Origin of the sequence: Burkholderia sp. 567 (assembly GCF_040545115.1) — a bacterium.
Lineage (GTDB): Bacteria > Pseudomonadota > Gammaproteobacteria > Burkholderiales > Burkholderiaceae > Burkholderia > Burkholderia ambifaria.
The window spans coordinates 67,891-81,234 of record NZ_JBEPLG010000005.1 but is presented as its reverse complement, the minus strand read 5'-3'; the positions used below and the strand labels follow the sequence as shown (position 1 = coordinate 81,234).

At 68.2% G+C, this 13,344-nt stretch carries 12 protein-coding genes; 9 read left to right on the top strand and 3 right to left on the bottom strand.

All coding sequences use genetic code 11. The features are described 5' to 3' along the window. The first annotated feature begins 51 nt into the window (after positions 1 to 51). Positions 52 to 996, top strand: coding sequence for a PDR/VanB family oxidoreductase (locus ABIC50_RS16225; RefSeq protein ID WP_354165409.1), 945 nt, complete (start codon positions 52 to 54; stop codon positions 994 to 996). A 132-nt stretch (positions 997 to 1,128) separates the two neighbouring features. Here ABIC50_RS16225 and ABIC50_RS16220 read toward each other — a convergent pair whose 3' ends face one another. The 3 genes from ABIC50_RS16220 to ABIC50_RS16210 form a co-directional block, all read right to left on the bottom strand. Next, positions 1,129 to 2,304 carry a porin gene (locus tag ABIC50_RS16220; RefSeq protein WP_354165891.1) on the bottom strand — a complete coding sequence of 392 codons (1,176 nt, stop codon included), beginning with the start codon at positions 2,302 to 2,304 and terminating at the stop codon, positions 1,129 to 1,131. Between the two features lie 131 nt (positions 2,305 to 2,435). Further along, a complete protein-coding gene (locus ABIC50_RS16215; RefSeq protein WP_354165408.1) occupies positions 2,436 to 3,380 on the bottom strand; it encodes a 2-hydroxyacid dehydrogenase in 945 nt (314 codons plus the stop codon). A 133-nt stretch (positions 3,381 to 3,513) separates the two neighbouring features. Beyond that, complete coding sequence (locus tag ABIC50_RS16210; protein WP_354165406.1) at positions 3,514 to 4,119, bottom strand: amino acid synthesis family protein; 606 nt, start codon at positions 4,117 to 4,119, stop codon at positions 3,514 to 3,516. A gap of 144 nt (positions 4,120 to 4,263) precedes the next feature. On the opposite strand from ABIC50_RS16210, the gene ABIC50_RS16205 reads away from it, so the two are divergent. The 8 genes from ABIC50_RS16205 (at position 4,264) to ABIC50_RS16170 (ending at position 13,289) form a co-directional block, all read left to right on the top strand. Further along, positions 4,264 to 6,072, top strand: a complete 1,809-nt coding sequence (locus ABIC50_RS16205; protein WP_354165403.1) for a helix-turn-helix domain-containing protein — start codon at positions 4,264 to 4,266, stop codon at positions 6,070 to 6,072. Between the two features lie 232 nt (positions 6,073 to 6,304). Continuing rightward, complete coding sequence (locus ABIC50_RS16200) at positions 6,305 to 7,288, top strand: flavin reductase (RefSeq protein WP_175678672.1); 984 nt, start codon at positions 6,305 to 6,307, stop codon at positions 7,286 to 7,288. 28 nt (positions 7,289 to 7,316) lie between these two features. Beyond that, the gene (locus ABIC50_RS16195) at positions 7,317 to 8,828 is read left to right on the top strand and encodes an aldehyde dehydrogenase (RefSeq protein ID WP_354165401.1); all 1,512 of its coding nucleotides are present in this window, start codon (positions 7,317 to 7,319) and stop codon (positions 8,826 to 8,828) included. Positions 8,829 to 8,859: 31 nt separating this feature from the next. Further along, entirely contained in the window at positions 8,860 to 9,942 is a 1,083-nt protein-coding gene (locus ABIC50_RS16190; RefSeq protein ID WP_354165399.1) for an LLM class flavin-dependent oxidoreductase, read from the top strand. Positions 9,943 to 9,945: 3 nt separating this feature from the next. Further along, positions 9,946 to 10,788 carry an alpha/beta fold hydrolase gene (locus ABIC50_RS16185; RefSeq protein WP_175734756.1) on the top strand — a complete coding sequence of 281 codons (843 nt, stop codon included), beginning with the start codon at positions 9,946 to 9,948 and terminating at the stop codon, positions 10,786 to 10,788. Continuing rightward, positions 10,785 to 11,153, top strand: coding sequence for an NIPSNAP family protein (locus tag ABIC50_RS16180; RefSeq protein ID WP_011659305.1), 369 nt, complete (start codon positions 10,785 to 10,787; stop codon positions 11,151 to 11,153). Before ABIC50_RS16185 ends, ABIC50_RS16180 begins: the two co-directional genes overlap by 4 nt. 5 nt (positions 11,154 to 11,158) lie before the next feature. Next, positions 11,159 to 12,346 carry a quaternary amine ABC transporter ATP-binding protein gene (locus ABIC50_RS16175; protein WP_354165396.1) on the top strand — a complete coding sequence of 396 codons (1,188 nt, stop codon included), beginning with the start codon at positions 11,159 to 11,161 and terminating at the stop codon, positions 12,344 to 12,346. Next, positions 12,339 to 13,289 carry an ABC transporter permease gene (locus tag ABIC50_RS16170; protein WP_354165395.1) on the top strand — a complete coding sequence of 317 codons (951 nt, stop codon included), beginning with the start codon at positions 12,339 to 12,341 and terminating at the stop codon, positions 13,287 to 13,289. The genes ABIC50_RS16175 and ABIC50_RS16170 overlap by 8 nt, the downstream gene beginning before the upstream one ends. Positions 13,290 to 13,344 lie beyond the last annotated feature (55 nt).

The following is a 13,344-nucleotide window of genomic DNA, read 5'->3' as shown; positions in this document are numbered from 1 at the left end:
CGTTCCCTTTTGAACGCTTGACGCTCTCAGCAGATGCTTCATGGACTCGAAATGAAAGTACTTGTCAAATCGAAGAAGCTGGTGGCTAACGGAATTGCCGCCTTCAAGTTGGTAGCTCCCGGCGGCGAGCAACTCCCTCTCTTCTCGGCGGGCGCTCATATCGATGTTTTTCTCGGTAACGACTTGGTCCGGCAGTATTCGTTGTGCAACGCGCCAAGCGACCGTTCGCACTATCAGATCGGAGTTCTTCTTGAGCCGAACTCACGAGGCGGCTCGCGGGCGATGCACAACCTCGCTGAGGGGCAGCTAATTGAAATCAGCGAGCCAAAAAATCACTTTCCGCTGACCGCCGGGGCGCGTCGCTCTGTCCTGATGGCCGGAGGCATCGGAATTACGCCTATCCTCGCGATGGCTGAACACCTCCGTGAGGAAAGACAGGACTTCGACCTTCACTATTGCGTGCGCGATCACGAGCGCGCCGCTTTCCGCGAACGGGTTGAGCACGACGACTTCGCCCCGCATGCTCGCCTCTACTACGACACGGCGCCGAGCCGAGAGAGGGTGAAATTCTCAGAAGTTTTGCGTTCGCCCGATCCTGATGTGCATCTCTATGTGTGTGGCCCCGGTGGATTCATCGATGCGGTCATCAAGGAAGCGATGTCAGCCGGTTGGGGTTCCGAAAACGTCCATCGCGAATATTTCGGAAATGCACCGACGAGCAGCGAGAGTGATTTGCCATTTCAATTGCGCCTTGCGCGAAGCGGGAAAATCGTCGAGGTTCGATCTGACCAAACCGCAGCACAAGCCTTAGCTGCGCACGGTATTGATATTCAGACGTCGTGCGAACAGGGCGTATGCGGAACGTGCATGACGAAGGTCCTGGAAGGTGTGCCAGATCATCGCGACGTCTACATGACTGACGAAGAGCACGCCGCGAATGACCAATTCACTCCCTGTTGCTCAAGAGCCAAGACACCGCTGCTGATCGACCTGTAGGACCATCGCCAGAAAGCGGCGCAGTAATGCACCGCTGCTACCCGATCTGCTACCTCGAAAAGAGATCCGCCTGGGATCGGGGCGCAGCCGGCCCGTCGAGCGAGCCGGCCGCGGAAGGCCACTTGCGCTTGCCTAGAAGCGATGGATCATGCCGAGCCGCACCAGGGTCTGGTTCTCGCCCGACGAGGCGCCGGCCGAGGCGGGTGTGGTGGCGAAATCGAAGGCCGTGCCGGTATGCGCGCTGACCACGTGCTGGTAGGCCGCCTGCATGTAGAGCGAGGTGCGCTTGCTGAGGTCGTAGTCGAGCATCAGCGAGAGCTGGTGCCACTTCGGCTCGAAATCGCCGGTGCTCGCGTGCAGGCGCGCCTCGGTGAAGGTGTAGGCGCCGAACAGCCAGAGCGACGGCGTGAAGGCGTACTTCGCATTGACCTCGAAGTTGTCGAACTTCCAGGACTGCCAGCGCCCGCCCGGCGGCCTGGTGGCCGTCGAGGCGATATAGGCGTTGGCGGTCGGGTCGTAGACGTCGACGTGCGAGTAGGCCAGGCCCAGCCTGGTGGCCGCGAACGCGTAGGACAGCCCCGCCACGATGTTCTGCTCGGACGAGCCGGTGAACACCGCGTCAGTGGACACCGCGCCGTTGGCCGAGCCGCCCGCGTCGATCTTCAGGTAGCCGAGCGCGGCGGTCAGGCCCGCCAGCTTATATTGCAGCGCGGCGCTGTAGAGCCGGTTGTTGGCGAAGCCGGTGTCGTTGCTGAAGCCGTACATCGCCTCGGCCTTCAGGCCATTGAAGTTCGGGCTGGTGTACTTGACCGAGTTGTTGACGCGGAAATCGAAGTCGGCGTTGTCGTTGTCGAACGGATGCGAGGCGACGTCGCCGCTCACGCCCCCCGCGCCGGTCAGCCCGCTCCAGAGGTCGATGGTCGGGTCGTACTGGCGGCCGAACGAGAGCGTGCCGAGCCGGTCCGACTGCAGGCCAACCCAGGCCTGCCTGCCGAACTCGCGGCCGCCCTGCCTGAAGGCGCCGCTGTTCACGTCGAAGCCGTTCTCGAGGCGGAACAGCGCGCGCGTGCCGCCGCCCAGGTCCTCGGAGCCGGCGATGCCCCAGCGGCTGCCGAAGGTGTCGCCGCTCTTCATCTGGAAGGTGCCGTGTCCCTTCGCGTTGCTGGTGTAGTTGAGCCCCTCATCGATGATGCCGTACAGCGTGACGCTGCTCTGTGCCTGCGCCGCCGTGCTGCTGCCGGCGAGTATCGTCAGCGCCGTCGCCACCGCTGCCGCAATGCGTGTTTTCAAGCCTGCTGCCTTGCTCATGATTTCCCCATGGTCGTGTTGCATGAATCGAAACCTTGCTGGCACCGCGCCGGCGTGCGGATACACGCCAGCGGACGAGAACGACCGATGGCGCGGCTCGGGCCGGATGAAACGAAACGGTTCGCGCCGGTTCAGTAACCACGCGAGAGATCGACGCCGGCCGGGATGCGGCCGCTGGCGCGATAGGCGGCGACATTGGCCGCGACCACGGCCGCCGCCGTGTGCAGGTCGGTCGGCGCCGAGATGTGCGGCAGCACCGTCACGGCCGGATGGGCCCAGAGCGGCGAAACCTCGGGCAGCGGCTCGACTTCGAACACGTCGAGCACCGCATGTGACAGCCGGCCGGCATCGAGGGCCTGCAGCAGGTCCTGGGTGACCACCACCGGGCCGCGCGAGAAATTGATCAGCGCCGCGCCGGGCCGCATGGCCGACAGCGTGTGCCGGTCGAACAGGCCACGTGTCTCGTCGGTCAGCGGCACCAGGCAGACCACGATCTCGCTCGCGCCGAGCAGGCGAGCCAGGCCCTCGGCGCCGTGATGGGTGTCCACGCCGGCCATGGTCTTCGGCGAGCGGCTCCAGCCGGCGACGCGGAAGCCCGCCTCGAGCAGGCGCGCGGCGGCGGCGGCCCCGAGCGTGCCAAGGCCGACGATTCCGACCTGTATGTCCTGCGGTTTGCGATAGGGCCGCTGCCGCCATTCGCGCGCCTGCTGCTGAAGGCGGTAGGCGGGCATCTCGCGCTGCAGGTAGTAGGTCCAGGCCAGCACCGCCTCGGCCATGGTGCGCGACATTTCCGGGTCCACCAGCCGGACCACGGGCGGCGCGGTAGCCGGCAGGCTCTCGACCAACTGCTCGACGCCGGCCCACAGGCTCTGGATCCAGGCGAGCCGGGGCAGGGCGGCGAGTTCGGCGGGATCGGGACGCGCCACGACCGCGATCCTCGCGACGGCGCGCGCGTCGGCATCGGCCTCGCGCAGGGGCACGATGGTTTCGGCCGGCATCGCCGCGGCGAGCGCGGCGCGATACTCGGCCTCCTGCCCGGCGGGCAGCCGGGTGGCCAGTATGATGATGTCGTTCATGGCGGGTGCCGTGGCGGCGGAAACGGTGGAGCGGGCGTGCCATGCGGCACGTCGTGATTTACTGCGAAACGGAGGAGACGCGAGCAGGCGCGGGGCTGGCACGCCGCGAAGGCGCGCCAGCGCCTCAGTCGCCCTAGGTCTGCGCCTCGGCCGGTTTGCGGGCCTCCATCTCGGCCATGTCGATGAAGCGGTCGCCAATGCGCGGATGGGCGCGGCCGCCGTCGGCCGCGCCGATCGCCACCAGCACCTCGTCGGGACCCGGCGCATCGGCGATCTGAAATGTCGCCGTCAGGAAGTGCGAGCGCTGCCCCGTGGCCGACTTGTGGATCATCGGCAGCGAGACCATCGAGCCCGGCCCGAGCCGCGTATTGGTGAAGCTCAGGAAGGCGGTGCCGTCGACCCCCTCGCGGAACAGGTTGCCGAAGCGCAGCGTATGGATCAGCGCCGAGGCATGCTCGATCTCGCCGTTTACGCCCACCACGGCGGCCTTGCCGTAGGCTTCCACGCGCGCGGCCGGCATCAGCGCCACCAGGCGCCGCGTCAGCTCGGCGCCCAGCGGTGGCGCGAGGCGCCGGATCTCCGGCTGCAGGTCCTCGCAGAAACCCTGCCCGGCCCAGGGGTTCCTCAGCACCGCCGCCACCACCACCGTCGTAATCGGGCGCGGCGCCGCGCGCCCGCCCTCGACAACCAGTTCCTCGACGAAGGTCGAGATCTTGCGCACTTGCAAATCGGTATTCATCAGCACTCCCATCGGATGACGTGATCGATGCGAGGCATGCTAAGTAGCGTCAATTCGAGCGTCTTCCTCCGTTCCGGGGGAAGCGCGACTTTTTTGACACTGCGATAAGTCGTATAGTCAGCTACGCCCAACAGGAGGCTCTCGATGCCGGATACGTTGTCGCTCATGTCGTCCTTGCGCGACGTCGCCAGCCGAATCAATGCGGATGCCGACGTCGACACGCTGCTGCACAGCCTGATCGACCTGGCCTGCCATCACGGCTCCTGGGATCTCGGCGCGATCATGAGCGTGGATATCGCGCACGGCTACGCGCTGGTGATCGCGCGGCGCGACCCGACCCTACTCAAGCGGACGCTTGCCGACCGGTGGGAGCTGGCCACCAGCCCAGCACTGGTCGCGCTGCAGCGCAACGAGCCGGTCTATATCCGCGACGCGCTGGAGACCACCGAATTCCTCGGCTACCGGCGCGAGGCGCCCGAGCGCGGCTATCGCACCGTGCTGGTGCTGCCGATGGCGAGTTGCGATGCCGAGGGGCGGCCGATGGTGCTGGTGGTGTCGGCGCGCAAGGTGGTGGACGTGGCGCCTGAGCACCTGGCCTTCATGGAGTTGCTGGTGCACCTCGGCGCGATCGCGATCGAGCGCGCCCATCGCCAGCGCGCGCAGCAGGCCGCCGCCGAGCAGTTGCGGCGCGTGCTGTCGGTGCAGGGCGCGATGCTGCAGGAGGTGCTGGTGGGCGGCTCGATGGACACGCTGACCGGCATGCTGGCCGACCTGCTCGACTCGCCGGTGCTGGTGATCGACTTCTATGGTGGCGAACTGCTGGCCTCGCGCCCGCCCGTCGAGGGGCTCGACGCCGCCGCCTGGCGCGCCGTGCTCGACGGAGAAACCGGCCGCCAGATGCGCGAGACCGCGCGCGAGGCGATTGCGCGCCACGCCTCGCGGCGGGTGGGCTTCGTGCTGCCGGGCGGGGTGCCGCTCACCGCCGACGTCGAGCCGCTGGCGGTGGACGGCGACACGGTGGGCGCGCTGCTGAGCTTCGGCGAGCGCGCCGAGGGTGACCTGCAGGCGCTCGCGATCGAGAGCGCGAAGTTCGCGATGAGCGTGCAGCTGATGCGCAGCGTGATCCGCTTTCGCGCCGAGACGCGCACCCTGACCGAGCTGTTCTTCGAGATCGTCGAGCGGCGATGGCGCGACGAGCAGGACATCGTCGAGCGCTCGCGCCGGCTCGGCATCGCGCTCGGCACGCCGATGCGCCTGCTCGTGGTCGACTATCCGCACCGCGAAGGTCCGGCGCTTGACCGATCGGCCGAGTGCCATCGCACCGTTGGTCTGATCGCGGCGCAGCACAAGGTCATCTCGCATCCGGTGACGGTCGGCGGCGGCCTGGTCTGTCTGTTGCCCGAGGACGACCAGCGGCCGCTGGCCAGCGTCAATGCCTTCGCGCGCCAGCTGTGCGGGGCGCTCACCCCCCTGTTCGGCGGCGAGCCGACCCTCGTGGTCAGCGACTGCGTGGCGGGCCTGACCGAGCTGGCCAACGAATGGGACCGCTGCTGGCGGATGATCCGCGTGGCGCGCTCGTTCGGCAAGACCGGCGCGCTGAGCGTGCCCGACCTGGGGCCCTTGCCGATGCTGATGGGCGCGGCCGATTCGCCCGACGTGCGGGCTTTCATCACCGGCACCATCGGTCCGATCGTCGAATACGACGCCAGCCATCGCGCTTCCTATCTCGACACGCTGGCGGTCTACATCCGACACGGCTGCCGCAGCCAGGCCTGCGCCGATGCGATGGGCCTGCACGTGACCACGCTGCGCTACCGGCTGTCGCGCATCTCCGACCTGTTCGGCATCGACGTGGAGACGCCTGAGCGGCGCTTCGCCGTCGAGCTCGCGCTGCAACTGCACAACCTGCTGGAGGGCAGCGCGCCGGTGGCCGCGGCGGAGCGCGCGCATTAGGCGGGACGGCCGCGCAAGCGCCTGCTGGCGGGCTCGCGCGCGTCGCGCGCCTCGCGAGCGGCCGTTCTCGTGGCAACGCATGCGCGTTCCATATGTAAACAGACCCTAGTGGTTTTCCCGGTCCGACGAACAGCAGGTGAGGTTCCGCCAGTTCTCCTTCGATCCGCAGGAAGCCAGCCCGATTTCAGCTACCTACATTCACCTCAAGACAACGATGTACGAGGTGAAGGCCATGCAAGCCGCAGTACCCGATAACCGAACCACCATCGACCCGAAGGCGCTGCGCCGCGCCTTCGGCACCTTCGTCACCGGCGTGACGGTGCTCACCACCATCGACGCCGAGGGCCGCCCGCGCGGCATGACGGCTAACTCCTTTGCCTCGGTCTCGCTCGATCCGCCGCTGCTGCTGGTCTGCGTCGGCGCGGGCGCGTCGAGCTACCCGGCCTTCGTCGCCGCCGACAAGTTCGCGGTGAACCTGTTGAGTGACAGCCAAGTGGACGTCTCCAACCTGTTCGCCTCGAAGGCGGTCGACAAGTTCGCCTCGATCAGCCACGACGTGGTGCACACCGGCGCGCCGGTGCTGACCGACTGCCTGACCTGGTTCGACTGCTCGATGCACGAGCGCGTCGAGGCCGGCGACCACCTGATCCTGATCGGCCGCGTGCAGGCCTTCGGCACCAGCCCCTCGGCGCCCCTCGGCTTCTGCCGCGGCCGCTACGCGCAGGTCAAGGACCCCCTGCCGCCGGGCTGGCTGTCGTCCACCGACATGATCGTCGGCTACCTGATCGAGGCGCAGGGCGAGGTGCTGCTGGTGGACGACGGCAAGGGCGGCTGGGTGCTGCCCACCGCGCCGCGCCGGCTGGTGGACGGGCGCCTGCCGGTGGCGGGCGGCGGCTCGCTGGCGCTGATGTCCGACGACACCTTCCTCTACTCCGTCTACGACACCGACGGCCACGATTCCGGCTACCTCATCTACCGGGCCCGCCTGGCCGAGCCGCGCGGCGCGCTGGCGCTGCCGCCGGAGTTTCGTTTCTTCGCTCTCGATGCGCTTCCGTACGACGAAATCGCCTCTGTCGAGATGCGCGCGATGCTGCGCCGTTTCGTGCGTGAGACGGCCGGCGGCGGCAGTTATTCGATCTACATGGGCTCGCACGACGGCGGGCGTGTCGCGACCGTCGGCGCGGCGCAGCCGTGGCGCCATCACGTGCACTCCTGAACCCAGGCTGGATGACCAAGGACATTTCATGAAGACCACAGTCGAAACCCTGCAGCATGCGCGCATCGGCAATTTCATCGACGGCCGTTTCGTCGAGCCGGTCAGCGGCAGCTATGCCCCGAGCTACGATCCCACCACCTCGACGCCTTGGTACGAGTTCGCGCAGTCGAACGCGGCCGACGTCGACGCGGCAGTGCGCTCCGCCCAGGCCGCGCTGAAGAACCCGGCCTGGCGCCGCATGACCCAGACCGAGCGCGGCAAGCTGGTGCGCCGTCTCGGCGAGCTGGTGCTCGAGCACGCCGACGCGCTGGCGCTGCTCGAATGCCGCGACAACGGCAAGCTGCTCAAGGAGATGCGCGCGCAGATGCGCGCCATTCCGGACTCCTATCTGTATTTCGCCGGCATGGCGGACAAGTTGCAGGGCGACACGATCCCCGTCAACAAGCTCGACATGCTGAACTTCAACCTGCGCGAGCCGATCGGCGTGGTGGGCATGATCATCCCGTGGAATTCGCCGCTGATGATGCTGACCGGCACGCTGGCGCCGTGCCTGGCGATCGGCAATACCGTAGTGGTCAAGCCGTCCGAGCACGCCACCGCCTCCTCGCTGGCGCTGGCCGAGCTGGCAATCGAGGCCGGCATCCCGCCTGGCGTTTTCAACGTGGTGACCGGCGACGGCGCCACCACCGGCGAGGCGCTCACGCGCCATCCCGGCGTGGCCAAGTACGTGTTTACCGGCAGCACCGTGACGGGCCGCAAGATCGCCGGCAATGCCGCGCAGAACCTGGTGCCCTGCCAGATGGAGCTGGGCGGCAAGTCCCCGCACGTGGTGTTCGGCGACGTGGAGATCGAGCGCGCCGTCAACGGCGTGGTGTCGGGCATCTTCGCCGCGGCGGGCCAGACCTGCGTGGCCGGCTCGCGCTGCTTCGTCGAGGCTTCGATCTACGAGCGCTTTGTCGAGGCCCTGGTCGAGCGCACCCGGCGCGTGCGGGTCGGCCACCCGATGCACGATGACACCGATATCGGGCCGCTCGCGCTGGCCACCCAGCTGGACAAGGTGCAGCGCTACGTGGCCTCGGGCGTGGAAGAGGGCGCGCGGATCGCGGCCGGCGGCCGCCGCCCGAGCTCGGGCGCCCTGGCCGAGGGCTGGTACTTCGAGCCGACCGTGATGACCCAGGCCACCAACTCGATGCGCTTCATGCAGGAGGAGATCTTCGGGCCGGTGGTGGGCGTGGTGCCGTTCCAGGACGAAGCCGAGTTGATGGCGCTGGCCAACGACACCGAATACGGCCTGGCTTCCGGCATCTGGACCCGCGACATCGACCGCGCGATGCGCTTCGCGCGCGATATCGACGCCGGCACGGTCTGGATCAACACCTACCGCTCGGCCGCCTACATGTCCTCGAACGGCGGCCTCAAGCACAGCGGCTACGGCCGGCGCGGTGGCTTCGAGGTGATGCGCGAGTTCTCACGGCTCAAGAACGTGGTGCTCGACTACTCGGGCGCGATGCAGGATCCGTTCGTCATTCGTCTGCGTTGAAACACGCGTTTCCATCCGACACGAGGCATCTATGAAATTCGCCGTATCACTGAGCATGGAGCGATTCTCCCCCGAGGCGTCGATGACCGAGGCGCGCGACCGGCTGCTGGCGCTGGCGCGCGTGGCCGACGAAGGCGGCTTCGAGACGCTCTGGACTGCAGAGCACCATACCATCGAATGCACCATCTCGCCGAACCCGTTCACGGTGCTGACCTGGCTGGCCCAGCACACCGAGCGCATCCGGCTGGGCACCGCCACCCTGGTGGCGCCTTACTGGTCGCCGATCCGGCTGGCCGGCGAGGCCGCCATGTGCGATCACCTGAGCAATGGCCGGCTCGAGTTCGGCATCGCGCGCGGCGCCTACCAGTACGAGTTCGACCGGATGGCCGGCGGCATTCCCCAGCAGGAAGGCGTGGCCTACATGAAGGAGCTGGTGCCGGCCGTCAAGCGGCTGTGGGAGGGCGACTACGAGCATGAGGGCCATTACTGGCGCTTCCCGCTCGCCACCTCGGTGCCCAAGCCGCTGCAGCAGCCGCATCCGCCGATCTGGGTGGCCACGCGTGACCCCGGCAGCTTCGACTGGGCGGTCGGCATCGGCGCCAACATCCTGTCCACGCCGCTGTCGTCTCCGCCGTCCGAGGTGGCCGTGCTCGGCGCGAAATTCCGCAAGGCGGTGGCCGACCATCCCGAGCATCCGCGCCCGCGCTTCATGATGCAGCGGCGCACTTGCGTCTACGACCGCGAGGAGGACTGGCAGACTGCCGTGCGCCACAGCGTCGACTACGGCCGCTACTTCGAGAACCTGATGCAGAACATTGGCACCGTGCGCAACGGCTTCCCGGAGGCGGTGCCTTTCGAGACCGTGGCCAATCGCGCCAACTACGATCCCGCGGCGGTGCGCGACAACCTGATGTTCGGCACGCCCGACGAGGTGATCCGCAAGTTGCAGATCTACGAGGACGAGGGCGTCGACCAGTATTGCCTGGGCCTTTCCTTCAACCTGCCCTTCGAGCTGCAGATGAAGACGCTGCGCCTGTTCGTCAACGAGATCATGCCGCACTTCGCCGCACGCGAGCGCGAGCGCGAGCGCCAAGCCGCGGCGGCGGGGGCCTGAGCCATGTGCGACGCACTTCCCGAGGCGCCGCCCGACGCGATCGAGGGCAGTCTGACCGTCGACGGCGTGCGCCTGGCCTATCGCCTGCAGGGAGAGGGGCCGCGCGAACTGGTCTGCATTCACGGCGTAGGCTCCTATCTCGAGGCCTGGCAGGGCGCCATCAATGCGCTGGGCCGCGGCTTTCGCGTGCTCAGCTTCGACCTGCGCGGGCATGGCCGCTCCGAGCGCGTGAAGGGGCGCTACGAGATCGACGATTTCGTCGGCGACGTGCTGGCGCTGGCAGATCACGCTGGCTTCAGCCGCTTCGACCTGGCCGGCTTCTCGCTGGGCGGCCTGATCGCGCAGCGGCTCGCGCTGACGCGTCCGGCGCGGCTGCGCCGGCTGGTGCTGCTGGCCACCGTGGCCGGGCGCACCGCCGAGGAGCGCGCGGGCGTGGCCGAGCGGCTGGCCGCCCTGCAGGCGGGCGAGCGCGGCGCGCATTACGACGCCTCGCTGTCGCGCTGGCTGACCGAGGATTTCCAGGCGCGGCATCCGGCGCTGGTGGCCGAGCTGCGCCGGCGCAACGCGCAGAATGATCCGGACTGCTACGCGGCCGCCTACCGCGTGCTGGCGCAGACCGATTTCGGCGGCCTGATCGACCAGATCGCGATGCCGACCCTGATTGCGACCGGCGAGCACGACGCCGGCTCGAACCCGCGGATGGCACGCTACATGCATGAACGAATTCCGGATTCGCGGCTGGAGATCCTGCCGAAGCTGCGCCACTCGCTGCTCAACGAGGCGCCGGAGCAGGTCGCCGCCCTGATGCGGGAGTTCCTGATTGACAGCGGGGAGGCGGCCCGATGATCGTCGAGGAGCGCATCTACCGGATCCGCAACGGCGCGATGGCGCGCTTCCTGAAGCTGGTCGCCGAGGAGGCGCTGCCGCTGCAGCAGCCGGCGCTGGGCAACCTGATCGGTTACTTCACCACCGAGATCGGCTGCCTGTCCCAGGTGGTGCACTGGTGGGCTTATGCCGATCTCGAGGACCGCCGCCTGCGCCGTCAGCGGCTCGCCGCCGACCCGCGCTGGCAGGCCTTCATCCCGCGCCTGTCCGAGCTGATCGAGCAGGCCGAGAACCGGATCCTGGTGCCCACCGCGTTTTCGCCGCTGCAACAACTGCCGACCGAGCGGGCCGAGCCGAGCGCCCGGCCTGCTCCACCGAAGGAGTGACCTTGATGACTGAACGCCTGAAAATCGAGCATCTGTACAAGGTGTTCTCCGATCGCCCCGCCCGCGCGCTCGGCATGCTTCGCCACGGCGCCAGCAAGGCCGATGTGCTGCGCGACACCGGCCAGGTGGTGGGCCTCGACGACGTGTCGCTGAGCGTGCCGGCCGGCGCGATGTACATGATCATGGGCCTGTCCGGCTCGGGCAAGTCGACCCTGGCGCGCTGCGTGAACCGGCTCAACGAGCCCAGCGCCGGGCGCATTCTGCTCGACGACGTGGATCTCTGCGCGCTGGGAGAGCGCGAGCTGCGCGAGGTGCGCCGCAACCGCATCTCGATGGTGTTCCAGCATTTCGCGCTGCTGCCGAACCGGCGGGTGATCGAGAACGTCGAGTTCGGCCTGAAGCTGCGCGGCGTGGACGGCGCGACGCGCCGCAAGCGCGCCGAGCAGGTGCTCGAGGTGGTGGGCCTGGCGCGCTGGGCCGGCAAGATGCCGCACGAGCTGAGCGGCGGGATGCGCCAGCGGGTGGGCCTGGCGCGCGCGCTGGCCACCGACGCCGACATCCTGATCATGGACGAGGCCTTCAGCGCGCTCGACCCGCTGATCCGCACCGAGATGCAGGACGAGCTGCTGCGCCTGCAGCGCAGCCTCAACAAGACCATCCTGTTCATCACACACGACTTCCAGGAAGCGCTGAAGCTGGGCACGCGCATCGCCATCATGTCGGAAGGCAAGCTGGTGCGCGAGGGCACGCCGCAGTCGATCGTGACCGCGCCCGGAAGCGACTACGTGGCCGCCTTCACGCGCGAGGTCGATCGATCGCGCCTGTTCAACGCCGAGGCCTCGATGACGCCGCTGGCGCCGCTGGTGCGCCGCGAGGGCTGGACCGTGCTCGGCTGCGCGGGGTCGGGGCCGGCCTTCGTGGTGGACGGTGAGGCACGCGTGCTGGGCATGCTCGGTGTGGTGGGCGACACGCAGTTGCAGGCCTTGCGCGATGGCGCCGCGCTGCCGCCGCTGGATGGCGCGTTCGCCTGCGTGCCGGGCCATGCGCGCCTGATCGACGTGGCCGGCCATTTCGGCACGGCGCGCGCGCTCGGCGTACTCGACGAATCGGGTCGGCTGGTCGGCCGGCTGGAAGCGGGGCAGATCCTCGCACGCATCGGCGCGGGCAGCGTCAACGGAGCTCATCATGTTTAAAGCCGACGATCTGGCGGTATTCCCGATCGCCCAGTGGATCCAGGCCGCCGTGCAGTGGATCGCGCTGCACCTGCGCCCGCTGTTCCTGGTCATCAAGTGGCCGATCCAGAAGCTGCTCGAGGCCAATATCGACGCCCTGCACGCGGTGCCGTTCCCGCTGTTCTGCCTGGTTTGCGCGCTGCTGGCCTGGCGCTTCGCGGGCCGCGCGATCGGCACCTTCACCTTGCTCGGGCTGCTGGCCATCGCGGTGCTCGGCGTCTGGTCGGACGCGATGACCACGCTCGCGCTGATCGTTACCGCGATCGCCTTCTGCGCCGTGATCGGGATCCCGATCGGCATCGCCTGCGCGCGCAGCGAGCGGGTCTGGCGCGTGGTGCAGCCGATCCTCGACATCATGCAGACCACGCCCACCTTCGTGTACCTGGTGCCGGTGGTGATGCTGTTCGGCGTGGGCACCGTGTCGGGCGAGGTGGCGGTGGTGACGGCCGCGATGCCGCCGCTTATTCGCTTCACCAATCTCGGCATCCGCATGGTCGACCACGAACTAGTCGAGGCCGGACTCGCGTTCGGCGCGGACCATCGCCAGCTGCTCTGGGAAGTGCAACTGCCGCTGGCCGTGTCGACCATCCTCGGCGGCTTGAACCAGACCGTGCTGACCGCGATGGTGATGTCGGTGGTGATCTCGATGATCGGCGCCGAGGGGCTCGGCCTGGTGGTGCTGCAGGGCCTGGGCCGGCTCGACGTGGGGCAGGCCGCGATCGGCGGCGTGGCGATCGTGATGCTGGCGATGATGCTCGACCGCGTGACCCAGAAGCTCGCGCGTTCGCAGCCCGGCGCGGGCGGCTCGCTGCGTTCGGTGGTAGTGCGCCTGGTACGCGGCGGCCGCGGCGGGCCTGCGGCGCCGGCCTTGCCCGAGCACAGCGATCCCAAGCAGGCGCTCTGAAGTCATGCAGCGCAAGCGCGCGGCTGCACCGGGTGGCCGCGCCGTGTTTCCCGTC

Coding starts and splice junctions, on each gene's coding strand:
- ABIC50_RS16220 (WP_354165891.1), bottom strand. CDS start 2,304: ATGAGCAAGGCAGCAGGCTTGAAAACACGCATTGCGGCAGCGGTGGCG.
- ABIC50_RS16195 (WP_354165401.1), top strand. CDS start 7,317: ATGAAGACCACAGTCGAAACCCTGCAGCATGCGCGCATCGGCAATTTC.
- ABIC50_RS16180 (WP_011659305.1), top strand. CDS start 10,785: ATGATCGTCGAGGAGCGCATCTACCGGATCCGCAACGGCGCGATGGCG.
- ABIC50_RS16185 (WP_175734756.1), top strand. CDS start 9,946: ATGTGCGACGCACTTCCCGAGGCGCCGCCCGACGCGATCGAGGGCAGT.
- ABIC50_RS16170 (WP_354165395.1), top strand. CDS start 12,339: ATGTTTAAAGCCGACGATCTGGCGGTATTCCCGATCGCCCAGTGGATC.
- ABIC50_RS16215 (WP_354165408.1), bottom strand. CDS start 3,380: ATGAACGACATCATCATACTGGCCACCCGGCTGCCCGCCGGGCAGGAG.
- ABIC50_RS16205 (WP_354165403.1), top strand. CDS start 4,264: ATGCCGGATACGTTGTCGCTCATGTCGTCCTTGCGCGACGTCGCCAGC.
- ABIC50_RS16225 (WP_354165409.1), top strand. CDS start 52: ATGAAAGTACTTGTCAAATCGAAGAAGCTGGTGGCTAACGGAATTGCC.
- ABIC50_RS16200 (WP_175678672.1), top strand. CDS start 6,305: ATGCAAGCCGCAGTACCCGATAACCGAACCACCATCGACCCGAAGGCG.
- ABIC50_RS16190 (WP_354165399.1), top strand. CDS start 8,860: ATGAAATTCGCCGTATCACTGAGCATGGAGCGATTCTCCCCCGAGGCG.
- ABIC50_RS16210 (WP_354165406.1), bottom strand. CDS start 4,119: ATGAATACCGATTTGCAAGTGCGCAAGATCTCGACCTTCGTCGAGGAA.
- ABIC50_RS16175 (WP_354165396.1), top strand. CDS start 11,159: ATGACTGAACGCCTGAAAATCGAGCATCTGTACAAGGTGTTCTCCGAT.